At 75.4% G+C, this 25,412-nt stretch carries 18 protein-coding genes; 10 read left to right on the forward strand and 8 right to left on the reverse strand.

All coding sequences use genetic code 11. The features are described from left to right. The first annotated feature begins 122 nt into the window (after positions 1 to 122). The 3 genes from LV78_RS21250 to LV78_RS21260 all read left to right on the forward strand — a co-directional run bounded on the left by LV78_RS21250 (position 123) and on the right by LV78_RS21260 (position 4,631). Positions 123 to 1,490, forward strand: coding sequence for a 3' terminal RNA ribose 2'-O-methyltransferase Hen1 (locus LV78_RS21250; RefSeq protein WP_253847086.1), 1,368 nt, complete (start codon positions 123 to 125; stop codon positions 1,488 to 1,490). Beyond that, entirely contained in the window at positions 1,490 to 3,985 is a 2,496-nt protein-coding gene (locus LV78_RS21255) for a polynucleotide kinase-phosphatase (protein ID WP_253847088.1), read from the forward strand. Before LV78_RS21250 ends, LV78_RS21255 begins: the two co-directional genes overlap by 1 nt. A 67-nt stretch (positions 3,986 to 4,052) precedes the next feature. Next, the gene (locus tag LV78_RS21260) at positions 4,053 to 4,631 is read left to right on the forward strand and encodes a pyridoxamine 5'-phosphate oxidase family protein (RefSeq protein WP_253847089.1); all 579 of its coding nucleotides are present in this window, start codon (positions 4,053 to 4,055) and stop codon (positions 4,629 to 4,631) included. A 39-nt stretch (positions 4,632 to 4,670) separates the two neighbouring features. On the opposite strand, the gene LV78_RS21265 is transcribed toward LV78_RS21260, so the two are convergent. Next, a complete protein-coding gene (locus LV78_RS21265) occupies positions 4,671 to 6,218 on the reverse strand; it encodes an FAD-dependent monooxygenase (protein ID WP_253847091.1) in 1,548 nt (515 codons plus the stop codon). Between the two features lie 178 nt (positions 6,219 to 6,396). Here LV78_RS21265 and ybiA point away from each other — a divergent pair, with 178 nt between their 5' ends. Next, complete coding sequence (ybiA, locus tag LV78_RS21270) at positions 6,397 to 6,900, forward strand: riboflavin biosynthesis intermediates N-glycosidase (protein ID WP_253847093.1); 504 nt, start codon at positions 6,397 to 6,399, stop codon at positions 6,898 to 6,900. On the opposite strand, the gene LV78_RS21275 is transcribed toward ybiA, so the two are convergent. Next, positions 6,897 to 7,634, reverse strand: a complete 738-nt coding sequence (locus LV78_RS21275) for a metallophosphoesterase (protein WP_253847101.1) — start codon at positions 7,632 to 7,634, stop codon at positions 6,897 to 6,899. The genes ybiA and LV78_RS21275 overlap by 4 nt on opposite strands. Positions 7,635 to 7,767: 133 nt before the next feature. Here LV78_RS21275 and LV78_RS21280 point away from each other — a divergent pair, with 133 nt between their 5' ends. From LV78_RS21280 to LV78_RS21305, 6 genes are all read left to right on the forward strand, one after another. Beyond that, a complete protein-coding gene (locus LV78_RS21280) occupies positions 7,768 to 9,003 on the forward strand; it encodes a GlnX family signal transduction membrane protein (RefSeq protein ID WP_253847103.1) in 1,236 nt (411 codons plus the stop codon). Further along, a complete protein-coding gene (locus LV78_RS21285) occupies positions 9,000 to 9,959 on the forward strand; it encodes a glutamate ABC transporter substrate-binding protein (RefSeq protein WP_253847105.1) in 960 nt (319 codons plus the stop codon). Before LV78_RS21280 ends, LV78_RS21285 begins: the two co-directional genes overlap by 4 nt. 51 nt (positions 9,960 to 10,010) lie before the next feature. Then, positions 10,011 to 13,178: a tetratricopeptide repeat protein gene (locus LV78_RS21290; RefSeq protein ID WP_253847107.1), complete on the forward strand. Its 3,168-nt coding sequence runs from the start codon at positions 10,011 to 10,013 to the stop codon at positions 13,176 to 13,178. Positions 13,179 to 13,210: 32 nt separating this feature from the next. Next, entirely contained in the window at positions 13,211 to 14,146 is a 936-nt protein-coding gene (locus LV78_RS21295) for a PP2C family protein-serine/threonine phosphatase (protein ID WP_253847108.1), read from the forward strand. Positions 14,147 to 14,321: 175 nt separating this feature from the next. Further along, positions 14,322 to 14,807: a MarR family winged helix-turn-helix transcriptional regulator gene (locus tag LV78_RS21300; RefSeq protein WP_253847110.1), complete on the forward strand. Its 486-nt coding sequence runs from the start codon at positions 14,322 to 14,324 to the stop codon at positions 14,805 to 14,807. Positions 14,808 to 15,082: 275 nt separating this feature from the next. Next, the gene (locus tag LV78_RS21305; RefSeq protein ID WP_253847111.1) at positions 15,083 to 16,234 is read left to right on the forward strand and encodes a cytochrome P450; all 1,152 of its coding nucleotides are present in this window, start codon (positions 15,083 to 15,085) and stop codon (positions 16,232 to 16,234) included. Between the two features lie 91 nt (positions 16,235 to 16,325). Here the strand turns inward: LV78_RS21305 and LV78_RS21310 are convergent, their stop codons facing one another. From LV78_RS21310 to LV78_RS21335, 6 genes are all read right to left on the reverse strand, one after another. Beyond that, on the reverse strand, positions 16,326 to 17,417 hold the full coding sequence (locus tag LV78_RS21310; RefSeq protein WP_253847119.1) for a hypothetical protein: 1,092 nt from the start codon (positions 17,415 to 17,417) through the stop codon (positions 16,326 to 16,328). 182 nt (positions 17,418 to 17,599) lie between these two features. Next, the gene (locus tag LV78_RS21315) at positions 17,600 to 18,553 is read right to left on the reverse strand and encodes a phosphotransferase (RefSeq protein ID WP_253847121.1); all 954 of its coding nucleotides are present in this window, start codon (positions 18,551 to 18,553) and stop codon (positions 17,600 to 17,602) included. A 48-nt stretch (positions 18,554 to 18,601) separates the two neighbouring features. Next, complete coding sequence (locus LV78_RS21320; protein ID WP_253847123.1) at positions 18,602 to 19,624, reverse strand: NADP-dependent oxidoreductase; 1,023 nt, start codon at positions 19,622 to 19,624, stop codon at positions 18,602 to 18,604. A 109-nt stretch (positions 19,625 to 19,733) separates the two neighbouring features. Further along, positions 19,734 to 20,651, reverse strand: a complete 918-nt coding sequence (locus tag LV78_RS41670; protein ID WP_253847125.1) for an AraC family transcriptional regulator — start codon at positions 20,649 to 20,651, stop codon at positions 19,734 to 19,736. After that, the gene (gene hrpA, locus LV78_RS21330) at positions 20,648 to 24,568 is read right to left on the reverse strand and encodes an ATP-dependent RNA helicase HrpA (RefSeq protein WP_253847127.1); all 3,921 of its coding nucleotides are present in this window, start codon (positions 24,566 to 24,568) and stop codon (positions 20,648 to 20,650) included. Before hrpA ends, LV78_RS41670 begins: the two co-directional genes overlap by 4 nt. A gap of 104 nt (positions 24,569 to 24,672) precedes the next feature. Further along, positions 24,673 to 25,404, reverse strand: coding sequence for an isocitrate lyase/PEP mutase family protein (locus LV78_RS21335; protein ID WP_253847129.1), 732 nt, complete (start codon positions 25,402 to 25,404; stop codon positions 24,673 to 24,675). Between the last annotated feature and the right edge of the window lie 8 nt (positions 25,405 to 25,412).

Genomic DNA, 25,412 nt, shown 5'->3' on the forward strand with positions numbered 1-25,412 from the left:
CGGGGAGCGCGCGCGAGGCAGGAGGCCGCGAGGGCGGGATCGGCGAGCCGCAGCGGGTGAAACGGGTGCGATCACCAAAAACCACCTGCGCCGACCAATCCCGATAGGACACACTCGCCCGCGTGCTGCTGACCTTGACCACCACCCGCGCGCCCGCGACCGATCTCGGGTTCCTGCTGCACAAGCACCCCGACCGCGCGCAGACCTTCACCACCTCCTCCGGCGCCGCCCACGTCTTCTACCCCCAAGCGGGTGAGCAGGCCTGCACGGTCGCGCTGCTGCTGGAGGTCGACCCCGTGGCCCTCGTGCGAGGTCACGGCAGCACGCTCACCCAGTACGTCAACGACCGGCCCTACTCCTCCGGCTCGCTGATGGCCGTCGCGCTCGGCTCGGTGTTCCGCACCGCCATGAACGGCCGCTGCGACGCCCGGCCCGAGCTGGCCGCCGAACCGCTGCCGCTGCGCGTGGAGCTCCCGGCGGTGCCGCACCGGCTGGTCGAGCGGCTGTTCGCGCCGCTGGGGTGGCGGGTCGAGGCCGAGGTGCTGCCGCTGGGCGACGACCTCGGCGAGTCCCGCTACGCGCGCGTCGTGCTGACCGGTGAGCTGCTGCTCTCCCAGGCGCTGCGCCACCTGTACGTGCTGCTCCCGGTGCTGGACGGGGACAAGCACTACTACGTCGACCAGGACGAGGCCGCCAAGCTGCTGCGCGCCGGTGAGGGGTGGCTGCCCGAGCACCCCGACCGCGAGCTGATCACCCGCCGGTACCTGCTGGGCCGGAAGACGCTGGTCGAGGAGGTGCTGTCCTCCCTGTCGAGCCTGGCCGAGGCCGAGCAGGTCGAGCCGGAGGAGCTGGACAACGCCCTCGCCCCGCCCCGGATCTCCCTCGCGCGCCAGCGCCGCGAGACGGTCATCTCCGTGCTCCGGGAGGCGGGCGCGCGCACCGTCGTGGACCTGGGCTGCGGCAGCGGGGCGCTGCTGCGCCCGCTGATCGCCGAACCGCAGTTCACCCGCGTGCTCGGCGTCGACGTCTCCGCGCACGCCCTGCGCGTGGCCGCCCGCAAGCTGCACCTGGACACGATGGGCGAGCGCCAGCGCGCCCGCGTCGAGCTGCGCCAGGGCGCGCTGACCTACGTCGACCGGGGCCTGACCGGGTTCGACGCGGCCGTGCTCATGGAGGTCGTCGAGCACGTCGACCCGGAGCGGCTGCCCGCGCTGGAGCACGCCGTGTTCGCCTGCGCCCGCCCCGGCCTGGTGCTGGTCACCACGCCCAACGTCGAGTACAACCCGCTGTTCGAGACCCTGCCCGCGGGCTCGTTCCGGCACGCCGACCACCGGTTCGAGTGGACCCGCGCGCAGTTCCGCGAGTGGGCCGAGGGGGTGGCGCAGCGCACCGGCTACACCACCCGCTACCTGCCGATCGGCGACGAGGACCCCGAGCGCGGCGCGCCCACCCAGGCCGCCGTCTTCACCCTGGAGAGGACCGAGGACTGATGGAGCTCACGATCCCCCAGCCGAGCCTGGTCGTGCTCGTCGGGGCCTCCGGCTCCGGCAAGTCCACGTTCGCGCTCAAGCACTTCAAGCCCACCCAGGTGCTCTCCAGCGACTTCTTCCGGGGCATGGTCTCCGACGACGAGAACGACCAGTCCGCGTCCGGCGCGGCGTTCGACTCGCTGTACTACGTCGCGGGCAAGCGCCTGGCGGCCGGGAGGACCACGGTCGTGGACGCCACGAACGTGCAGCCCGCCGACCGGGCGCGGCTGATCGCGGTCGCCAAGGAGCACGACGTGCTGCCGGTCGCGATCGTGCTCGACACCCCCGACTCGGTGTGCCTGGCCCGCAACGCCACCCGCCCCGACCGGGACTTCGGCGACCACGTGGTGCGCCGCCAGCGCACCGCCCTGCGCAAGTCGCTGGGCAGGCTCGGCCGCGAGGGCTTCCGCCGGGTGCACGTGCTGCGCACCCAGCAGGACGTCGACGAGGCCGTGGTCGTGCCGGAGCGGCTGCTCAACGACCTGCGGCACGAGCGCGGCCCGTTCGACGTCATCGGCGACGTGCACGGCTGCCGCGCCGAGCTGGAGGAGCTGCTGGTCAAGCTCGGCTACGAGCTGGTGCGCGACGAGCTGGGCCGCCCGGTGGACGCGCTGCCGCCCGAGGGCAGGCGCGCGGTGTTCGTCGGCGACCTGGTCGACCGGGGACCGGACACGCCGGGCGTGCTGCGCCTGGTCATGGGCATGGTCGAGGCCGGGCACGCGTTCTGCGTGTGCGGCAACCACGAGCAGAAGCTGGTGCGCGCCCTGCGCGGGCACAAGGTCAAGGTCGCGCACGGCCTGGCCGAGTCGCTGGAGCAGCTCGGCGAGCAGGACGAGGAGTTCCGCAAGGCCGCCACGCGGTTCTGCGACAGGCTCGTCGCCCACTACGTGCTCGACGGCGGCGACCTGGTCGTCTCGCACGCCGGTCTGCCCGAGCACTACCACGGCCGCGCGTCCGGCCGGGTGCGCTCGTTCGCGCTGTACGGCGACACCACCGGCGAGACCGACGAGTACGGCCTGCCGGTGCGCTACCCGTGGGCCGACGACTACCGGGGCAAGGCGACCGTGCTCTACGGGCACGTGCCCACCCCGAAGGTCGAGTGGATCAACAACACGATGTGCCTGGACACCGGCGCGGTGTTCGGCGGCGAGCTGACCGCGCTGCGCTACCCCGAGCGCGAGGTCGTGGCCGTGGCCGCGCACCGGGTCTGGTACGAGCCGACCCGGCCGCTGGCCCCGCAGGCCCCGGCGCGGGAGCCCGGCGCGCTCGACCTGGACGACGTGACCGGCAAACGCGGCGTCGAGACCGCCCACCGGGGGCGGATCGGGGTGCGCGCCGAGCAGGCCGCGGCGGCGCTGGAGGTGATGAGCCGGTTCGCGGTGGCCCCGCAGCGGCTGCTGTACCTGCCGCCGACGATGTCGCCGGTGGCGACCTCCAAGCGCGAGGGCGTGCTGGAGCACCCGGACGAGGCGTTCGCCGAGTACCGGAGCTGGGGCGTGCGGCAGGTCGTGTGCGAGGAGAAGCACATGGGGTCGCGGGCCGTGGTGCTGGTGCGCCGCGACGGCGAGGACCCTGGCGTGGTGCACACCCGCACCGGGCGGCCGTTCTTCGCCGCCGACCTGGAGCGGCGGGTGCTGGAGCGGGTGCGCGACGCGGTGGGCGCCGCCGGGCTGTGGGCGGAGCTGGACACCGACTGGCTGCTGCTCGACTGCGAGCTGATGCCGTGGAACGCCAAGGCCGACGGGCTCATCCGGCAGCAGTACGCGTCGGTGGGCGCGGCGGCGTCCGGGGCGCTGGGCGTGGCCACGTCCGCGCTGGAGGCCGCCGCGGGGCGCGGGGTCGACGTGGGGGCGCTGCTGGAGCGCACCCGGTCGCGGCGGGCCAACGCCGAGGGCTACCGCAAGGCGTGGAGCCGCTACTGCTGGCCCACCGAGGACCTGGCCGGGCTGAAGCTGGCCCCGTTCCAGGTGCTGGCGGCGCGCGGGCGCACCTTCCACGACCGGGACCACCTGTGGCACCTGGGCGTGCTGGCGCGGCTGGAGGGCGAGCTGTTCCACCGCACCGCGCACCTGGTCGTCGACACCGGCGACGAGGAGCAGGTCGCGGCGGGCGTGCGCTGGTGGGAGTCGATCACCGCGGACGGCGGCGAGGGCATGGTCGTCAAGCCGCTGGCCAACCTCGTGCTCGGCGAGCGCGGGCCGGTGCAGCCGGGCGTGAAGGTGCGCGGGCGCGAGTACCTGCGGATCATCTACGGCCCCGACTACACGGAACCGGCGAACCTGGAGCGGCTGCGCAAGCGCGGGCTCGGGCTCAAGCGGGCGCTGGCGGTCATGGAGTACTCGCTGGGGCTGGAGGCGCTGGAGCGGGTGGCGCGCGACGAGCCGCTGTGGCGGGTGCACGAGTGCGTGTTCGCCGTGCTGGCCATGGAGTCCGAGGCGGTCGACCCGAGGCTGTGAGCGCGGTGCGGCGGCCCGGTGGAATTGCTGTTCCGCCGGGCCGCCGCACCGGTCGATACTGGCAGGCATGGGGAAGACCTACGAGCGCATCGACGGCCGGTTGCGGGAGTTCATCGAGGCCCAGCCGGTGTTCTTCACCGCGACCGCCCCGCTGGACCCCGGCGGGCACGTGAACGTCTCGCCCAAGGGCCGGGCGGGGACGCTGCGGGTGCTGGACGAGCGGCGGGTGGCGTACCTGGACTTCGGCGGCAGCCACGCCGAGACCATCGCCCACCTGCGGGAGAACGGGCGGATCACGCTCATGTGGTGCGCCTTCGACGGGCCGCCGAAGATCGTGCGGGTGCACGGGACCGGCGAGCCGGTGTTCCGCGACGACCCGCGCTTCGCCGACCTGGTGGCCGGGTTCGGCGAGGCGGACGGGCCGGGGCTGCGGGCGGTGGTGGTCGTGACGGCGGGGCTGGTCAGCGACACCTGCGGGTACGCCGTGCCGTTCCTGGACTACCGGGGCGAGCGGGAGCTGCACGCCCAGCACTTCGGGCGCAAGAGCGACGAGGAGTTCCGGGCGTACTGCGAGGGCAAGCCGCACAACAGCGCGAGCATCGACGGGCTGCCCGCCCTGCCGATGCCGGTGCCGCCGCGCGGGTGAGGGCCAGGGCGACCGTCGAGGTGGACGCGGGCGAGGAGCTCAGCGCCGCCGCCCGTGACCCGGCGGAGTTGCTCGGGCGGGCTCGCCGAACCACGTGGTGAGCGCCTCGCGGAGCGCGGGCACGGCGGTCGTCGCGGGTTCGCCGGGGGCTGCGGCCCAGGCGACGTGGGCGTCCGGGCGGATCAGCAGGGCGTCGGCGGGAGCGGGGTCGACGGCGGTGGCGGGGTGCCGGTCGACCCGGTCGCGCCACGGCTCGGCCGCCGCGAGCAGGTCGGGCCGGTCGGCCAGGGTGACCAGCACGGGTCGGGCGGCGTGCAGCAGCTCGGCGACGCTGCGCGCGCCCGACGGCGTGCGCAGGGCCGGGTTCGGGGTGAAGCCGCCGGTCAGCGGGTGGGCACCGGGGAACGGGTAGCGCAGTTCGGCACCCGCGACCAGCGCGCCCAGCCTGCGCAGCGGCTGCTCGTCGGTCAGGAGTTCGCCGACCAGCTCGCGCAGCGCGAGCGCCGCCGGGTCCTCGCCGCGCCGCAGCGCCACCTGGGCCTGGGTGTGCAGCATCGTCCGCGCCGTGGCGTGGCGGCGCTCGGACTGGTAGGTGTCGAGCAGGCCGGGCGGGGCCCAGCCGCGCAGGGTCGCGGCGAGCTTCCAGGCCAGGTTGACCGAGTCGAGCATCCCCGCCCCGATGCCCACGCCGGTGGCCGGGAAGCGGTGCGCCGCCTCGCCCGCCAGGAACACCCGGTCCACGCGGTGGCGCTCGGCCGCGCGCGCGTGGTGCCGGTAGCGGGACAGCCGGGTCGCGTCCGCCATCGGCAGCGGCGCGCCCAGCACCCGCTCGACGCTGCCCGCGAGCTCGGCCAGGGTCATCGGCGCGGCCTCGTCGACCTCGCCGTCCTCCTCGGTCGTGGACACCATCAGCACGTCCGGGCCGAGCCAGCCCATGCCGAACACCCCGCGCCCGGTCCGGGTGAACTCGCCCGCGCCGACCCTGCCCACCCCCGGCAGCTCGAGGTGGCCGCCGTCGAGCCTGGTCACGGACTCGGGCACCCGCACCTGCCCCAGCCGGTGCACCTCCGGGTGGGTCTGTCCGGGGAACCCGACGCCGAGCAGCTCACGCACCCGGCTGCGCCCGCCGTCGCACCCCACCAGGTAGCGCCCGGTGACCTCGCCACCGCCGCGCAGCCGCGCGGTCACCGCCCCCTCGTCCTGCGCCAGGCCGACCACCTCGCACCCGCGCCGGACCTCGGCCCCCAGCTCAACGGCCCACTCGGCCAGCACCCGCTCCACCCCCGCCTGCGGCAGCGCCACCCCGCGCAGCGGCGGGTCGGCCAGCCCGGTGAAGTCCAGGTGCAGGGTGGCGAACGGGTACCGGGGCGCGGGGTGCTCCGCCCCCGACGCGGCCTCCACCCGCGCCAGCAGCCCCCGGCAGCGCAGCAGTTCCAGGACCTGCCCGCCCAGCCCGTTGGCCCTGGGCTCCGACGAGGGCTCGGGCCGCCGCTCCAGCACGAGCGCGCGGACCCCGGCCAGCGCCAGCTCACCCGCCAGCGCCAGCCCGGTCGGCCCCGCCCCCACCACGACCACGTCGACGTCCACGCCCGCTCCCGTTCTCCCAGTTCACCGCACCGGCGGGAGGGATTGTGCGCGCCGCGCGGGGTCTTGTGGCAAGCCAGGGTCCGGGATATACCTTGAGGTGGCACCACGAACGGGACGCCTGGACGCGCGCCGGGAAAACCGCTGGTCCCCACCGCCCGCGATGGGCTGGAATGCCCCCATGAAATACCTGTTCTTCTGGGGTCACACCCCGCACCGCGCCGGAGAGCTGGGCCGGGAGTGCCTGAGCCAGTGGTGGGAGCGCCCGTTCGAGCTGGACGGGCGCGTCCACGCCACCGCCGAGCACGCCATGATGACCGGCAAGGCGCTGCTGTTCGGCGACGAGCACACCGCCGGGCGCATCGCCAAGGCGCGCACGCCCGGTGAGGCCAAGTCGCTGGGCCGCCAGGTGCGCGGCTTCGACGAGGGCACCTGGGTGCGCGAGCGGCTGGAGCTGGTCGCGCGGCTGAGCGAGGCCAAGTTCGGGCAGCACGACGACCTGCGCGGCTACCTGCTGGGCACCGGCGAGCGGGTGCTGGTGGAGGCCAGCCCGGTGGACCGGATCTGGGGCATCGGGCTCGCCGCCGACGACCCGCGCGCCACCGACCCGCAGCGGTGGCGCGGGCTCAACCTGCTCGGCGAGGCGCTGATGCTCGCCCGCACCCGGCTGGCCTCGGGCGACTAGGGCACCAGCCGGTAGTGGGTGGTGAGCTGCCCGTCCTCGACCACGTGGAACGCCAGCGCGGGCGGCGCGCCCCTGTCGTTGGGCCGCTCGCCCTCCCACGGCGGCACCAGCGTCGAGACCACGCCGGGCGCGCTGAGCACCGGCACCCCGGCCAGCGACCCGACCATCGGGCTGTGCGAGTGCCCGCACAGCAGCGCCAGCAGCCCCTTGCGGCCCCGCACCACCCGCGCCAGCCGCTCCGGCGCGTGAAGCCCGATCGGGTCCAGCACCGGGTGCCGCACCGGGACCGGCGGGTGGTGCAGGCACACCAGGGTCGGGGCGCCCGCGGCTTCGGCCAGCACCGCGTCCAACCACTCCAGGGTCTCGTCCGCGAGCGCCCCGCCGTCCTGGCCGGGCACGGTCGAGTCGACCAGCGCGAGCACCACGTCACCCACCCGCGTCACCCGGTTCAGCGGCCCGTCCCCCGGCCGGTCACCGAGCAGCACCTCGCGGAACGGCGAGCGGGAGTCGTGGTTGCCCGGCAGCGCCAGCAGCGGCCGGTCCAGGGCGCCGAGCACCCGCGCGGCCTCCTCATACTCCGCTCGGAGCCCGTTGTCCACCACGTCGCCGGTCAGCACTGCGGCGTCGACCGGGCGGGCGAGTCCGCGCAGGTAGCCCACCACGCGCTCGGCCCTGGGGGCGGCGTGGTCACCCCCGTCGAAGTGGGTGTCGCTGAAGTGCGCGAGGATGATCACTGCTTTCCTCCGATTCGCAGCCTGAGCCGATCAGCGGAAAAGTACGCTTCAGTCCACTGGGCCAGATAGCTGGCCACCCGAACGAACTCGGGGGTGTAGGCACGTGCCGGTGCGGTCCAGAGCCCGGAGCGCCTTGCAGAGGCGCGTGCTGAACCTGGCCAGGACCACCCCCGGACGGCTCACCCTGCTCGCCCTGGTGCTCGCCGGGCTGAGCCTGCTGGTGGGTCTGCTGACCGCCCAGTCGGTCCAGCGCCGCACCGAGGCGCTGAGCGTGCTGGCCGACCAGACCGAGCCGCTGGCGTACGCCGCGCAGGAGGTCTACCGGGCGATGGCCGACGCGGACGCGACCGCCGCGAGCGCGTTCCTGTCCGGCGGGGTCGAGTCGCCGCAGCTGCGCCAGCGCTACGAGGACGACATCGCCCGCGCCTCGTCCGCCCTGTCCGCCGCAACCGACGCCCCCACCCGCGCCGGGCCCCTGGCCGACGAGATCGACACCCTCGCGCAGCAGCTCCCCGTCTACACCGGCCTGGTCGAGACCGCGCGCGTGCACAACCGGCAGGGCAACCCGGTGGGCGCCGCCTACCTGCGCGAGGCGTCCGAGCTGATGCGCGGCACGCTGCTGCCCGCCGCCCACGACCTGCACCGCGCCCAGTCCGACGCCACCGCCTCCGAGCTGGCCGCCGCGGGCGTGCTGCCCTGGACCGAGCTGCTGCTGGGCGGCGTGCTGCTGTCCGCGCTCGCGGGCGCCCAGCGCTACCTGTTCCTGACCAGCAACCGGCTGCTCAACATCGGCCTGGTCGTGGCCAGCGCCGCCTCGGTCGTCGCCCTGATGTGGTCGCTGGTCGCCAGCCTGGTCGTGGTCGCCGACACCGGCGCCGGCCAGGCCGCCGCCCGCCAGGTCGACGTGCTCGCCCAGGCCCGCATCGCCACGCTGAGCGCGCGCGGCGACGAGACGCTGGCCCTGGTCACCAGGGGCGGCGGGGCCACCGCCTACGAGGACGGCTACCGGCGGCTGGACGGCGAGCTGGAGGAGCTGCTCGCGCAGGCCCACGCCGGTGACGCGGGCGAGCACCACCGGCGCTGGCAGCGGGCGCACGCGCTGCTGCGCGCCGCCGACGACCGGGGCGACTGGGAGGGCGCGGTGGACCTGGCGCTGGGCACCGGCTCCGAGGGCGCGGCCTCCGCGTTCGACGCGCTGGACCGGGACCTGGTGGACGCGCTCGCGGCGGCCCGCACCGAGGCCAACGGCGCGGTCGCCTCCGCGCGCGGGGCGCTGGGCGGGGCGGTGGACGTGGTCGCGTTCCTGTCCGCGATCGCCGCGTTCGCGTGCCTGGCCGGGGTGTGGCAGCGATTGAAGGAGTACCGGTGAGGGCGCGGCGGGGTCTGGTGGTGGCGGCGGCGCTGCTGGCGACCGCGTGCGCGCCGGTGCCCAGCTCGGCGCCCCCGATCGGCGGTGACTCGGCGGTGCGGCCGGGACCGGCGGAGGCCACCGTGCTGCCCCGCGAGGCCCAGGAGCCGACCGCCGGGCAGGACTGCACCGCCAGCCTGCGCCCGCCGCGCCCCCTGCCCGCGCCCGGCGCGATGCCCGCGGGCAGCACCATGCGGCGCATCGCCGAGCGGGGGCAGCTGGTGGTGGGGGTGGACCAGAACACCTACCTGATGGGGTTCCGCGACCCGTTCACCGGTGAGCTGCAGGGCTTCGACGTCGACCTGGCCCGCGAGGTCGCCCGGTCGCTGCTGGGCGACCCGACCAAGGTGCGGTTCCGGGTGCTCAACTCCGACCAGCGGCTGCCCGCGCTGGAGACCGGCGAGGTGGACGTGGTGGTGCGCACCATGACGATCACCTGCGAGCGGTGGCGGCGGGTCAACTTCTCCACCAGCTACTACGAGGCCGGGCAGCGGGTGCTGGTGCCCAAGGACTCCGGCATCACCGGGCTGACCGCGCTGTCGGGGCGGAAGGTGTGCGCGACCACCGGGTCCAGCTCGCTGGCCCACGTGCGCGCCCACCCGTCCGGGCCGGTCCCGGTGGCGGTGCCGAACTGGACCGACTGCCTGGTGATGCTCCAGCAGGGGCAGGTGGACGCGATCTCCACCGACGACACGATCCTGGCCGGGTTCGCCGCGCAGGACCCGTACACCGAGGTGGTCGGGCCCCGGCTCACCACCGAGTCGTACGGGATCGGCGTGGCCAGGGGCGCGGACGACCTGACCAGGTTCGTCAACGGCGTGCTGGAGCGGGTGCGGGCCGACGGGACGTGGGCGCGCATCCACCGCAAGTGGCTGGGCGACCCGCCCGTGCCGCCCAGACCGGAGTACCGGGACTGATGGCGGACGTGCTTGTTCGGGTGTGCCCGGTCGGGCGGGGAGGTGGGGCGGGTGCCGGAGCGCAGGGGCGGCGATGACCAGCGGGGTCGTCCGATGACCGGGTGCGCGAGTCCCGGCTGCGCGGGTGAGCTGGCGGCCGAGGACGCGTTCTGCCCGCTGTGCGGCCAGCCCGCCGAGCGCGCCCCGGTGAACGCGGCCCGCAGGGCGGCGCGGCGGCGCGCGCAGCAGGGGACGGCCCCGCAGGGCACCGTGCAGCACGGCACGGCCGCCTACCCGGCGCCCTCGGCCGAGCCGGAGGGCACGGCCCGGCAGGCGCCGTCGTGGGACCGCACCGCGCCGGGGGCGACGCGCTCCAGCGTGCCCCTGGACTGGACCGCGCAGGCCGACAGCGACCGGTCGGACCGCGACCGGTCGGACCGCGAGCGGGGCGGGGGCGGGCGGTCGGGGGGCATCCCGAACGCCCGGTCCGGCGAGGGCGCGGCGGAGCGGCCCGCGCGTCCCGAGCCCGAGGGCGCCCAGGGCCGTCCGGCGGCGGGTGGTGAGGACACCCGCGCCCAGCGGTTCCCGGCGACGCGCACCGGCGCGACCATCCCGCCCCGGCGGCCGTCCCCGCCCGCCGAGCGCGACGGGACGCGGGCGCAGCGGCCGACGTGGGACGACGACAGCGGCGCCACCGGGGCCTGGCCCGCCGACGAGGCCCCGGACAGCGGCGCGACCGGGGTGTCGCCGATCGGCGCTGGTCAGGACAGCGCGGCCACCGGCGCGTGGCCGATCGACGACGACCGGGACAGCGCGGCCACCGGCGCCTGGTCGCCCGGTGCTGGTCAGGACAGCGGCGCGACCGGGGCGTGGGCGCCGGGAGCCGACCCGGACAGCGGCGCCACGGGCGCCTGGTCGCCGGAGGCCGGTGCGGACAGCGGGGCGACCCGCGCCCGTCCCACGCGCTTCGACGACCCGGACAGCGACGGCACCGACGGCGACGGCACCCGCGCCCAGGCCCCCGCCTGGGACGAGGACGACGACAGCGGCCCGGCCACCGCCGCGGGCACCGTGCCCGACACCGCAGGCAGGCCCGGCGGCACGGCGGCCTGGCCCGCCACCTGGGGCCGGTCGGTGCGCGGCTCCCGCGACTCCAAGTCGCGCTCCGGCTCGCGCTCCCGCTCCGGTTCCAGCGGCTCCGGCTCGTCCAGCGGCCGTTCCCGCCGGGGCTCCACCCGGTCCGCCGCCCCGCGCGGCAGGCTCGGCGCGGGCCTGGTCGAGGTGCCCCCGGTGCCCTACCGGGACCCCAAGCAGGCCGTGCTGGTCAACCCCGAGGTGCCCGAGGCCAAGCGGTTCTGCAGCGCCTGCGGCAAGGAGGTCGGCCGCACCCGCGCCGGGCGCCCCGGCCTGGTCGAGGGCTTCTGCACGCACTGCGGCCACGGCTACTCGTTCGCCCCGAAGCTCACCAGGGGCGAGCTGCTGCACGGCCAGTACGAGGTGCTCGGCTGCCTGGCGCACGGCGGCCTCGGCTGGATCTACCTGGCCGCCGACACCGCCGTGTCCAACCGCTGGGTCGTGCTCAAGGGCCTGCTGGACTCCGGGGACGCCGACGCGAAGGCCGCCGCCGTCGCCGAGCGGCGGTTCCTGGCCGAGGTCGAGCACCCCACCATCGTGAAGATCCACAACTTCGTGCGGCACACCGACCGGCGCACCGGCGACCCCACCGACTACATCGTCATGGAGTACGTCGGCGGCACCACCGTCAAGGACCTGATCAACGACCGGTCGGGCGCGCTGCCGGTGGAGCGGGCCATCGCCTACGCCCTGGAGGTGCTGCCCGCGCTGGGCTACCTGCACGGCGTCGGCCTGCTGTACTGCGACTTCAAGCCGGACAACGTGATCCAGACCGAGGAGCAGCTCAAGCTCATCGACCTGGGCGCGGTGCGCCGCGCCGACGACCGCACCTCCCCCATCTACGGCACGATCGGCTACCAGGCCCCGGAGATCGGCAAGCGCGGCCCGTCGGTGGCCTCCGACCTGTACACGGTGGGCCGGGCGCTGGCGCTGATGTGCTTCCGCTTCGACTTCCGGGGCAAGCACCTCAAGTCCCTGCCGGACGCGGCCGAGCAGCCGCTGCTGGCCGAGCACGACTCGCTGCGCCGGTTCCTGCTGCGCGCCTGCCACCCCGACCCGGACCGGCGGTTCGCCTCGGCCGGGGAGATGGCCGAGCAGCTGACCGGGGTGCTGCGGGAGGTGCTGGCCGCGCAGGACGGCAGGCAGCGGCCCGGCCTGTCGCGGCAGTTCACGCCGGAGCGGCGCGCGTTCGGCTGCGGCGGCGAGCTGGACCGGGGCGAGGCGGCGCTGGGGCTGGCCGTGCCGCAGGTCGACCTGGGCGACCCGGCGGCGGGCATCCTGGCCACCACCACCGGCGAGCCGTCCGAGGTGGTGCGCATCCTGCGGCGCGCCCCGGAGGTCACCCTGGAGGTGCGGCTGCGGGTGGTGCGCGCGCTGCTGGACAGCGACCTGCCCGCGCAGGCGCTGGCCGAGCTGGACGCGCTGGACCGGCTGGACGACGACGACCCGGCCGCGCCCGCCTCCGACGACTGGCGGCCGGACTGGTACCGGGCCCTGATCGCGCTGGCGGGCGGGCGCGTGCAGGCGGCGCGGGAGCTGTTCGACGGGATCGGCGACGTGCTGCCCGGCGAGGCCGCGCCGAAGCTGGCGACGGCGGTCTGCGCGGAGGCGGCGGGCGAGCACCGGGCGGCGGCCGAGCTGTACCGGGTGGTGTGGCGCACCGACCACGCGCACACCGCCGCCGCGTTCGGGCTGGCGCGCGCGCTGCTGGCGTGCGACGACGACCGGGACGGGGCGGTGGAGGTGCTGCACACGGTGCCGGACACCTCCAGGCACCACGTGGCGGCGCGGGTGAGCGCGGTGCACGTGCTGGCCATGGGCGGCATCGCGGACGTGCTGCGGGCGGGCTCCCTGCTGGAGCCGCTCGCGCTGGACGCGGGCCGCAGGGCCGAGTTGACGGCGGAGCTGCTGGCGGCGGCGTTGGCCGTCCCGGCGGAGGACCGGCGGGTGAGCGCGCGGCTGCTGGGCTGCGCGGTCACCGACAAGGGGCTGCGGCTCGGTCTGGAGCGCAGCTACCGGCTGCTCGCCAGGCTCGCCGACACCCCGGAGGAACGGATAGCGCTGGTCGACCGCGCGAACGCGGTCCGGCCGAGGACACTGGTGTGATCATGGATGCTTGCCCGGAGTGCGCCGCCCCCGTGACGGCGCAAGACCGATTCTGCGCGGCCTGCGGCCGCAACCTGCGCCTGCGGCGCACCCCGGTCGGGGGGCCGCCCGCGCTGCCCGACGAGCGGTGCCCGTGCGGCGAGGGCGACTACGGGGAGGACGGCGCCTGCCCGCAGTGCGGCAGAACCCGGCCGTCGCCGCGCGACCGCGTCGAGTTCACCCTTCCCGGCATGGCCGGGGTGAGCGACCGGGGCAGGCGGCGCAAGCGCAACGAGGACTCGATGGCGTTCGGCCGGGCGCGCGGGCGCGGGCTGGCGGTGGTGGTGTGCGACGGGGTGGCGTCCTCCGAGCGCGCCGAGCAGGCCTCGCAGCTGGCCGCCGACACGGCGCTGGACGTGCTGCTGACCGGGGTGATGGCCGGGTCGGACACCGAGCAGGCCACCACCGACGCGGCGACCTCGGCGGGCGCGGCGGTGAGCAGGCTGGCCAGGCCGGAGGCTCCGGAGCTGGCGCCGTCTTGCACGTTCGTGTCCGCGTCGGTCGGGTTGGACGGCACGGTCACGGTGGGTTGGATCGGCGACAGCCGGGCGTACCTGGTGGCCGAGTCGGGCGCGGCCAGGCTGACCACGGACGACACCTGGGCGGCGCACCTGGTGGCGACCGGGCAGCTGACCGAGGAGGAGGCCAAGACCGACCGGCGGGCGCACGTGCTCTCGCGCTGGCTCGGCTCGGGCGCGGAGAGCTCGACCCCGCAGGTGGTGTCGCTGCGACCGGCGACGGCGGGGGCGCTGGTGCTGTGCAGCGACGGGCTGTGGAACTACCTGCCGGAGCCGGAGCACATCGCGGACGCGCTGCCGCTGGGCGTTCCGCCGCTGGAGGCGGCGCGGAAGCTGGTGGACGTGGCGCTGGAGGCGGGCGGGCACGACAACATCACCGTGGTGGTGGTGCAGCTGCGGGGCGGGGGCTGAGCGGGGCGGTCCCGCTGCTCACCCGGCACGCGCTGACCCGCCCCACCACCCGTGCGGCCTGGTTCACCCCTGTGGGTGTGGCAACTTCGCCCCCGCCACACCCACAGGTTTCACCGACCTCGGCCGTTAACCCGTTCGGGCGAGGTAACCTCCCGCTCCTGGGAGGTGACCGGCCGTGGGCGACGTGGTGGACGAGCTGCTGGACCAGTGGGCCGAGGAGCGCCCCGACCTGGACCTGACCCCGCTGGCCGTGCTGACGCGGGTGACCCGCCTCGCCAGGCTCCTCGACCGCGCCCAGCGCGACTTCCTGGCCGCGCACCGCCTGGAACCGGGCGAGTTCGACGTCCTCACCACGCTGCGCCGCGCGGGCGGCGAGCGGGGGCTCACGGCGGGCGCGTTCCTGTCGTCGTCGCTGGTCACGGCGGGCGCCATCACCAACCGCCTCGACCGCATGACGGCCAAGGGCTTGATCCGGCGCACCCCCGAGCGCAAGGACCGCAGGGTGGTGCGGGTCAGCCTCACCCCGGTGGGCCGCGACCTGGTGGACGCCCTGCTGACCGAGCACGCCGCCCACTGCGCCGACTTGCTCTCCCCGCTGCCGCCGCAGACCCGCGAGCTGGTGGCGGACGCGCTGAGCAGGCTGCTCCAGGCGCACGAGTAGCCCCCGGTCCGGGGTCGGCGAGCCCCGACGACGAGCCCCGACGACGAGCGCGCCCCGCCTGACCCGCGCCCGTCCGGGTGCGGCGTCCTGCCCTGCCCGGTACCCCCGCAGAACCGCCCCGTCGCCGTTCCGCTTCGGCCATCCTGGCTATTCCCCCTGGCCAGGGCTCAGCACTACAGTCGAAGTGACCCACCGCACAGCGCACCACCTGGGCGACGCGGCCCGAAAGCGGTTCCCCCCGCACCGGCAGCACACCCGTGGAGGCGGTTCGACCGATGAGGGCTGCGGATAAGCGCAGGTTCGAGCACGACCCCTTCGAGTTCCTCGACGCCCTGCGCGACGACCGCGCCCCGGCCGTGCGGCTGCCCTGGGGCGGGTGGTGCGTGAGCGACGCCGACCTGGCGCGCGAGGTGCTGCGCTCCCCCGAGCACAACTCGGGCCGCTCCGGGTTCTTCGCCGACCTGCTGCCCACCCGGTCCGACCAGGTGCGGGTCGGGCACGCCGCCCGCGACCTGCTGCGCGAGCACCTGCCCGCCTACCGGTCCGCGCTGACCGCCGCCGTCGCCGAGCTGCCCGCGCGGACCCGCTGGCCCGACGCGGGCACCGACCTGCTGCACCGCTGCCTCGCCGACGTGCTGCTGCGCCCCGGTTCCCCGGACCGGCTGCGGGAGCTCATCGGGCGGGCCGTGCACGGCGGCGTGCTGTTCCGGGGCGCGAGCGCGTGGCGGCGGGCCCGCGCCGAGGTGCTGCGCGCCCGGCTGCTGACCGCGCTCGCCGAGGAGTCCGCGCGCCGCCGCGCCGAGACCACCGCCCCGCGCGACCTGCTCGACGCCGCCCTGCGCGCCTGCCCGCCGGACGACCGCGTGGTGGCCGGGGTGTACCTGGTGCTGTTCCGCTCGGTGCTGGCCCCGGTCAGCTCGTCGCTGTCCTGGGCGCTGCTGCTGGGCTGCCTGCACCTGGGCCCGCCGCCGTGGCCGCACCCGGTGGAGCACGTGCTGCGCGAGGCCCTGCGGCACCGCCCGATGGTGTGGATGGTCGGCCGGGAGCTGGGCGGCCCGGTCGAGTTCGGCGGCCTGGCCTTCCCGCGCGGCGAACTGCTGTCGGTCAGCCCCTACCTGCTGCACCACGACCGGTCGGGCTGGCGCGACCCCGGCGAGTTCCGCCCCGAGCGCTGGGCGGACCCGACCGGGCGCGGCCTGTACCTGCCGTTCGGGCTGGGCCCGTTCGCGTGCGTGGGCGCGAGCGTCGCCCAGGCGATGGCCGCCGACGCCCTGACCGCGCTGACCGGGGCCGGGCGGGTGGGCGTCACCGGCGGCGAGACCCGCCCCGTCATGGTCGAGGGCGCGGTGCCCCGCCCGTTCACCACCCACCTGGACCGCGCCGCCGCGCGCCCGACGACCGACAGCGAAGGAGGTGGACCCCCATGATGGCCATGCTCAAGCGCGTCTTCACCGCCAAGCCGCCCCAGCGGTGGATCTGGCACTGAGCCACGGGAGCACGACGACGCGGGCGGCGCGCTCACCCGGCCCGCCGCCCGCACCGCTCCCGCAGCTCGGCGATCACCGCCTTCCCGCGCGCGTCCGCCGCCCCGTCCACCGCGCCCACCAGCTCGGCGGCCTCCACGACGTCGCCGAGGTCCCCCGCCTCGGCCTCGACGCGCCGCCAGACCTCCTCCGGGTCGAGCGTGACGACATCGGCGAGCTGCTCGTCCTCCACCCCGTGCCGCTGCCGGACGAGCCTGGCCAGGTGCCGGAACAGCAGCCGCTCGCGGTCGGTGGCCGCGCCGTCGGCGGTGATCACCAGCCACGCCGCCCACAGCAGCAGCCGGGGGTGGCGGGTGCGCCTGACCAGCGTCTCGGCGATCTCGACCACCTCAGCCTCGCCCCGGAAGACCGCTCGGGCGTGCTTGCCCGACGACGCGGTCGTCCAGCGGTTCATGAGGACGGTGAGGGGGATCGTGACGCCGGGGACGCCGAACTTGATCACGTTGCGCTGCAGCAGGTGCCTCCCGACCACCGGCAGGCTCCGCGCGGTGGCGAGCACCGACCCGGAGTAGTACTTCCTCAGCACCTGCCGGACCACGCCGGGTACGAACTTCATCGTCCCCCTGGCGGTTTCCCCCGCCTTGACGCCGAACGCCACCCGGACGAGCTTCAGCACGTCCTCGGGGTCGTCCAGGTCCAGCGGAACCCGGTAGACCACCGCGATGTCGTGGGCCAGCCGCAGCTGCACCTGGCTGAGGAACGTCAGGTCGACCATGAAGGTGGCGACCCCGGCCGGGACGGTGAGCGCGCTGGCCCCGCCCAGCGACCCGAGGGTGGCGACGACGGCGGCGGTGTAGGCGCCCGCGCTGAGCCCGCCCTCGATCATCGCGTACTTCTTCGCCAGGTCGATCTGCTGCTCGACGACGCCGTCGGCGGGCATCCCCCGGTACTTCTGCTGGAAGAACTCCAGGGTGGCCCGCTCGCTGTACGAGCGCAGCGCCCGCGCGCAGAGCTTGGTGAACCAGCCGCCCGACTTGATCTCGTCCGCGCTCAACTCCGCGACGAACTCCCGCAGTCCGGCGCGCTCCTGCTCGACGGCCTCGCGGCCAGGCTGTAACTCGGTCACGACGGTTCCCCTCCGGATGGTTCGGCAACCGGCAAGGTTGCCGGATCCCCCCTCGCGGTCGCCGCCTCCAGGATCGAGTTCAGCCGATCGTGGTGCTCGGTGGTGAACGCCTCGACGCCCTGCGCTGGAAAAGGGGCCCCACCACCCCGGTGAGGCCCCTTCCGAAGAATGACGAACCGCCGTCAGCCCGCCACGACACCCCCGGCGAACGCCCCGGCCCGCCACTGGTCCACCGCCGGGGTGAGGTAGTCGGCCAGCACCGGGAGCTGCGGCACGAGCGCCAGGCACGCGATGATCCGCAGCTTGCCCACCGCGTCCACGAACGCCAGCGCGTCCGCGTCCAGCTCCCTGATCCCGACCTCCCGCGCGCCCTTGTCGTACGCCGACGCCAGCTCGGCCCCGAGCCCGCCCAGGTCCCACTCCACCGGCCCGAGGGTGACCATCTCGAAGTCCGAGTACCGGTCCCCGTCGACCCCGTGGAAGATGTTCGCGGGCGGCGAGTCGCCGTGCACGGGCTGGAGGTCGACGCCGGGGAACCGCGCCTCGAACGCCTCCCGCGACCGCACCAGCGGCTCCAGCACCTCCCACTCCCGCAGCGCCCGCTCCAGGTCCTGCGGGGCCAGCAGGTCCGGCCGACCGGCCAGCTCGGCGAGCGCGGCGGTGACGAACTCCGGCTCCGCCGAGGACAGGAACGCCAGCTCACCGGGGTAGTCGCGCAGCGCGGCGTGCAACCGGGCGGTGCTCTCGGTGTTGGCCGCGTAGTCCGGCTGCCGCTCCCGGTCCTGCTCGACGTAGGTCCAGAACGTCATGGAGAACCCGCCCCGCCGCACCGGTTCGGCGGGCGCCAGCGGGCTGGGCTCGATCACCGGCACCCCGCGCCCGGCCAGCCACGCGGCGACCGCCAGCTCGTCGCGCTGCCGGGCGGCGAGCGAGTCGAGCGTGGTGGTCGCGGGCAGCACGACGGGGACGCGGGCCACGACGGGCGAGGGCGCGAGGCGCACGACGACGGAGAACAGCTCGTACAGCACCTCGGCCTCGCCGACGTCCAGCCCGAGCTCCCGACCGGCCTCGACGGCCGCGTCGAGCGCGGCGGCGGTGCGTGCGGCGATGTCCTGCGGTGTTGCGAAACCGGTCATGGCGGGATGATCCCACCGGACCGGGCGGGCGGGCCACCGGTTATTCGATCACCCGACGCGCACCAGCACCTTGCCCCTGCTGCTCCCCCGCAGCACCCGCTCCAGCGCCTCGGGCGCGTTCTCCAGCCCCTCCACCACGTCCTGCGCGTACCGCAGCCGCCCGTCCGCGATCCGCGCGGCCAGCTCCCCGGTGATCTCCCCGAACCGCTCCGCGTGGTCGGTCACCAGGAACCCGCGCACCGACACCCGCTGCTCCAGCACCTCCACCAGGTTCCGCACGCCCCACCGCCGCGCCGGGTCCCCGCTGTAGTCGGCGATCATCCCGCACAGCGCCACCCTGGCCCCGGTGCCCAACCGGGTCAGCACGTGGTCGAACACCTCGCCCCCGGCGTTCTCCACGTCCGCGTCCACCCCGTCGGGCGTCGCCGCGTCCAGCAGCTCGCGCCAGCGCGGGTCGCGCCGGTCCACGCACGCGTCGAACCCCAGCTCCTCCACCACGTACCGGCACTTGTCCGCCCCGCCCGCGATCCCGACCACCCGCGCGCCCCGCTCGCGCGCCAACTGCCCGGCGATCGACCCGACCGCGCCCCCGGCGGCCGACACCACGACGGTGCGCCCCGGCCGGGGATCGGCGATCTCCACCGCCAGCCAGGCGGTGATCCCGGTCAGCCCGAGCACCCCGAGCAGCTCCTCGGGACCGGCGGGCAGCGGGTCTGGCAGCACCTGGAACGGCCCCTCCAGCTCCCGGTCGTCGGCCACCCGGTAGTCCTGCCAGCCGGTCATGCCCAGCACGTGCGCCCCCACCGGCAGGTCCGCCCGCCGCGAGGCCACCACCCGCCCGAGCCCGAAGCCCCGCATCACCGCGCCGACCTCCACCGGCGGCAGGTCGCTGCGGATCTCGCTCATGAACACCCGGTTCGACGGGTCCACCGACAGCACCAGCGTGCGCACCAGCGCCTGCCCGTCGCGCAGCTCCCCGACCGGTTCGCGCACCAGCTCCAGCGCGGCCTCGTCCGCCACCCCGGCGGGCCTGCCGCGCAGCCGGAACGCCCGGTTGACCAGCTCGTCCACGTCACCCTCCTCGCGGCCCCGACCTCCGGGGCCCGGGATCGAGTCTGGGCGCGCGGCGGGCGCGGGTCCGCGTACGGGGACGCCGTCCGGGGGTACCGGGACGCCACCCTCACCCCCGGTGGCGGGCCCGGTACTCGTGCGGGGAGACCCCGTGCACCGCGCGGAAGCGCCGGTTGAGGTGGCTGGTGTCGAAGAACCCCCACCGCCGCGCCAGCGCGGCCACCGTCGAGTCCCCGGTCAGCAGCTCCTCCCGGACCCGCGCGACCCGCTTGGCCCGCAGCACCCCGGAGAACGTCTCGCCGCCCGCGCTGAACAGCCGCCCCAGGGTGCGCACCGAGACGCCGTGCGCCGCCGCGACCTCGTCCACGCCCAGGTCGGCCCGCCCGAGCCGGGCGTCCAGGTACCGCTCCACGGCGGCCCGCCGGGCGGGCGCGAGCGCCTGCGGGTCCAGCGGCGACTCGGGCTGCAGCGCGCCCCAGCCGAGTTCGAGCAGGGCGTTGCGCGCGGCCACGGCGGGTCCCGGCGCGAGGTCGGGCAGCAGCGGCGCCAGCGACTCCAGGTACCCGGCGAGCAACCGCACCGCCGGGACGCGGCCGGGGCGCGGGCGCCCGATCACCAGCGGGCAGCCCACGTCCTCCAGGACGGCGCGGGGGATCAGCACGCTGCGGGTGGCCACCGGCCCGGCAGCGGCGAACCGCGCCGGGCTGCGGCTCTCCCACGCGACCGCGTCACCGGCCCGCAGCACCCACTCCCGCCCGCCCTGGGCGAACACCTCGCTGCCCGAGCGGACGATCCGCGCGACGAAGTGGTCCCCGTCGCCCGCCGCGACCTGCCGGGGGCCGCGCACCCCGGCGAACGCCCCCGACTCCCAGTCGACGACGGTCAGGTCGTCCACCCGGCGCGTGCTCGCGACCCCGGCGAACCCCGCCGCGTCGGCCACCCGCACCGCCCACGGCAGCGGCCCGGAGGCGAGCTCCCGCTCCCAGGCCCGCGCGTCGAGCCCGGCGACCGGCGCCGGGCCGCTCACCGGGGAACCGCGTCCAGCGCCTTGAAGATCCGCTTGTCCGACACCGTGTACCGGGCCCCGATGGTCTGCGCGAAGTAGCTCACCCGCAGCTCCTCGATCATCCACCGGACCTCGTCCAGCCCCGGCTGGGGCTCGTCGGCGGGCAGCTTGGCCCGCAGGTCCCGGTACTCCGCGTGCACCGCGTGCACCCGGTCCATCCACTCCTGGTCCCGCCGCACGTCCCGCCCGAGCTTCTCGACCCGGACCGCGATCCCCTTCAGGTACCGCACCACGTCGTCCAACCGAGCCGCCCCGGCCTCGGCGACGAACCCGGCGTGCACCAGCCCGCTCAGCTGGGCCCGCGCGTCGGCCAACGACTCCTCGACCCCCGGCCCGCGCACCGCCCCGATGGCCAGCTCGACCTCCTGGGCCGCGTCCAGGACCTTCCGAACCCGCCCCACAACCTCGAAAACAGCCTCGCCCAGCCCGACCCGGACCTTCTCGGTCAGCGCGGCGAAGGCGTCCTGCTTCCACACCGGCCCGCCCGCGTCGGCCACCAGCTTGTCCACCGCCGCCGCGATGCAGTCCGCCAGCAGCGGGGCGACCCCGCCGTGCGGGTTGCGGGTCAGCGTCAGCTTCTCCGCGTTGGTCAGCCCCCGCTGGAGCAGCTTCACCGGCGAGGGCACGTTCAGCGTGATCAACCGCCGGGTCCCCAGCCGCATGGCGTGCGCCTGCCGCCCGGGGGTGTCCAGGATCTCCACGGCCGCGCTGGTCCCCTTGTCCACCAGCGCCGGGTACGCGGTGACCACGATCCCGGACCGCTCGCGCCGCACCGCGCGGGGCAGGTCGCCGAAGTCCCAGCGCACCACCCCGGTGCGAGCCAGGCTCCCGGCCGCCTCGGCCAGGCTCGCCCGCAGCCGCTGCTTGAGCCGCAGCTTCAGCGCCGCCGGGTCCTTGCCGACGGCCAGCTCCTCGCCCGCCTCGCCGACGACCTGGAAGGTCAACCGCAGGTGGTCGGGGACCTGGTCGAGGTTCCACTCCTCGCGCGGCACCACGACCCCGGTCAGCGCCCGCAGCTCCCGCTCCAGCGCGGGCAGCAGCGCCTCGTCCACCTTGATCCGCGACAGCGCCGCCGCCGCGACGTCCGGGACCGGCACGAAGTTGCGCCGCACCGGTTTGGGCAGCGACCGGATCAGCGCCACCACCAGCTCGGTCCGCAGGCCGGGGATCTGCCACGACAGCGCGTCGTCCGGGACCTTCGTCAGCGCGGGCAGCGGCAACCGCACCGTCACCCCGTCCCCGCCTGCCCCCGGCTCGAACCGGTAGGACAGCGAGAACGTCAGCCCACCCCGGTCCATCTGGTCCGGGTAGGCGTCGGGCTCGACCTTCGCCACGTCGTTGACCAGCATCTTCTTGCTGAACGTCAACAGCTCGGCGTCCTCGTGCCGCGCCTTCTTCCACCACGAGTCGAAGTGCCGCGCCGACACCACGTCCGCCGGGACCCGCTCGGCGTAGAAGTCGAAGATCGTCTCCTCGTCGACCACGATGTCCCGCCGCCGCGCCCGGTTCTCCAGCTCCGCGACCTCGGCCAGCAGCTCCTGGTTGCGCCGGTAGAACTCGTGGTGCGTGCTCCACTCCCCCTGCACCAGCGCGTGCCGGATGAACAGCTCCCGCGACAGCTCGGGGTCGATCCGCCCGTAGTTCACCCGCCGGGCCGCCACGATCGGCACCCCGTACAGGGTCACCTTCTCGCTCGCCACGACCGCGCCGCGCTTGGCGTCCCAGCGGGGCTCGCTGTAGGTGCGCTTGACCAGGTGCTCGGCCAGCCGCTCCGCCCACTCGGGCTCGATCTTCGCGACCGTGCGCCCCCACAGCCGGGAGGTCTCCACCAGCTCGGCGGCCATCACCCACTGCGGCGGCTGCTTGCTCAGCGCCGAGCCGGGGAACACCGCGAACCGCGCCCCCCGCGCGCCGAGGAACTCGGCGAGCTGCCGCCGCCCCTGCTCCTTCTTGCCCTGCTCGCGCTTGGGCACGTCCTTGAGGCCGATGTGCGAGAGCAGACCCGCCAGCAGGCTGACGTGGATGTTGCGCGACTCGCCCGGCTCGGTGTTGACGTGCACCCCGAGCGTCTTGGCGACCTGCCGCAGCTGCGCGTACACGTCCTGCCACTCGCGCACCCGCAGGTAGTTCAGGAACTCGGTGCGGCACATCTTGCGGAACTGGTTCGAGGAGCGCTCCTTCTGCTGCTCCTTCAGGTAGTCCCACAGCGTCAGGTACGAGGTGAAGTCCGACCCCGCGTCCTTGAACCGGGCGTGCTGCTCGTCGGCGGCCTGCTGCTTGTCTGCGGGCCGCTCGCGCGGGTCCTGGATCGACAGCGCCGCCGCGATCACCATGACCTCGCGCACGCACCCGTTGCGGTCGGCCTCCACGACCATCCGCGCGAGCCTCGGGTCGATCGGCAGCTGCGCGAGCTTGCGCCCCAGCGGGGTCAGCTCCCGCCCCGGCGTGGGCGCCAGCGCCCCCAGCTCCTGGAGCAGCTGCACGCCGTCGGCGATGTTGCGCGACTCCGGCGGGTCGATGAACGGGAACCCGGCGATGTCGCCGAGCCCGATCGAGGTCATCTGCAGGATGACCGACGCCAGGTTGGTGCGCAGGATCTCCGGGTCGGTGAACTCCGGCCGGGCCAGGAAGTCGTCCTCGGAGTACAGCCGCACGCAGATGCCCTCGGACACCCGGCCGCAGCGGCCCTTGCGCTGGTTCGCCGAGGCCTGCGACACCGGCTCGATGGGCAGGCGCTGCACCTTGAGCCGGTGGCTGTAGCGGGAGACGCGGGCGGTGCCGGGGTCGATCACGTACTTGATGCCGGGCACGGTCAGCGACGTCTCGGCCACGTTCGTGGCCAGCACGACCCGCCTGCCCCGGTGCGGCTGGAACACCCGGTGCTGCTCGGCGAACGACAGCCGCGCGAACAGCGGCAGCACCTCGGTGTCGCGCAGCTTGAGCGCGCCCAGGGCGTCGGCGGTGTCGCGGATCTCCCGCTCGCCGGACAGGAACACCAGCACGTCGCCGGGCCCCTCGGCCTGGAGCTCGCGCACCGCGTCGCAGATGCCCTGGGTCTGGTCGCGGTCCGGGTCGGCCTCGGGGTCCTCCGGGTCGACCAGCGGCCGGTAGCGCACCTCCACCGGGTAGGTGCGGCCGGAGACCTCGATGACGGGCGCGTCGGAGAAGTGCCGGGAGAAGCGCTGCGGGTCGATGGTCGCCGAGGTGATGACGACCTTGAGGTCCGGGCGCTGGGGCAGCAGCTGCTTGAGGTAGCCGAGCAGGAAGTCGACGTTGAGGCTGCGCTCGTGCGCCTCGTCGATGATGATCGTGTCGTAGCGGGAGAGCATCCGGTCGGTCTGGAGCTCGGCGAGCAGGATGCCGTCGGTCATCAGCTTGACCAGGGTCTCGTCGCCGGACTGGTCGGTGAAGCGGACCTTGTAGCCGACCGCGCTGCCCAGCTCGGTGTTCAGCTCCTCGGCGACGCGCTCGGCGACGGTGCGGGCGGCGAGCCTGCGCGGCTGGGTGTGCCCGATCTGGCCGAGCACGCCCCGGCCCAGCTCAAGGCAGATCTTGGGCAGCTGGGTGGTCTTACCCGACCCGGTCTCACCGGCCACGACCACCACCTGGTGGTCGCGGATGAGCGCGGCGATCTCGTCCTTGTGCGCGCTCACCGGCAGCTCGGCCGGGTAGGTGATGGTCGGCAGGGCCTCGCGGCGCAGCGCCACCCTCAGCTCGGCCTGGTCGAACTCGGCGGCGATCTCGGCGGTCACCCCCGCGCGCGCCCGCTCGTCGCGCATCCTGCGGACGCCGTCGAGGCGGCGGCGCAGGCGGCGCTGGTCCCGAGTCATGAGCTGGGGCAGGCGTTGCTGCAGGTCGGCGAAAGACGGCGTGTTCATACTGCCCACAAGGATAGTGGTGGCGGCCAGCAGTTATCCGGCCGAACCCCCTCGCCGCCCGCGCTTCACCCCGGTTTCACGCGCGGGTCGGCTCCGGACGGGGGTCAGCGCTCGGCGCGCAACCGCGCCAGCAGGTCGGCGTGCGCGGCCAGGACCTCGCGGTGCACGAACGGTCCGTGGCTGATCCTGGCCACGCCCAGCTCGGCCAGCCGGGGCGCGGGCGGGGACGCCGGGGAGCGCAGCACGTTGACCGGGAGGCCTGCGGAGGCGGTGAACTCCTCGATGGCGGCCTCGTCGGCGAGCCCGATCGGGTAGACGCAGTCCGCGCCCGCCTCCGCGTACAGCCGGGCCCGGCGCAGCGCCTCGGCGAGGTCGCCGCCGAGCAGGAAGACGTCGGTGCGGGCGTTGATCACCAGGTCGGGGTCGGCGGCGCGCAGTTCCCGCAGGTAGGCGGCGTGCTCGTGGGGGTCGAGCAGGTCGCGCTCGTGCAGCGAGTCCTCGACGTTGCAGCCGACCGCGCCCGCCCGCGCGAGCCGCGCGGCCAGCTCGGCGGGGCCCAGGCCGTAGCCGTGCTCGACGTCGGCGGTGACCGGCACGGCGACCGCCGAGGCGATCCGGGTGATCGCGGCGAACGCCTCGTCGACCGGCATCGCCTCCCCGTCCGGGTGGCCCAGGGTCGCGGAGACGGCGGCGCTGGCCGTGGCGACCGCGCCGAACCCGGCCCGCTCGACGGCCAGCGCGGACGGCACGTCCCAGGCGTTGGGCAGCACGAGGGGGTCGCCGGGCACGTGCAGCGCCCGCAGCGCGGCGGCTGCGGCGGAGCGTTCGGTGGTCATGGTGCGAC

This window comes from Actinosynnema pretiosum, assembly GCF_024171695.1.
Lineage (GTDB): Bacteria > Actinomycetota > Actinomycetes > Mycobacteriales > Pseudonocardiaceae > Actinosynnema > Actinosynnema pretiosum.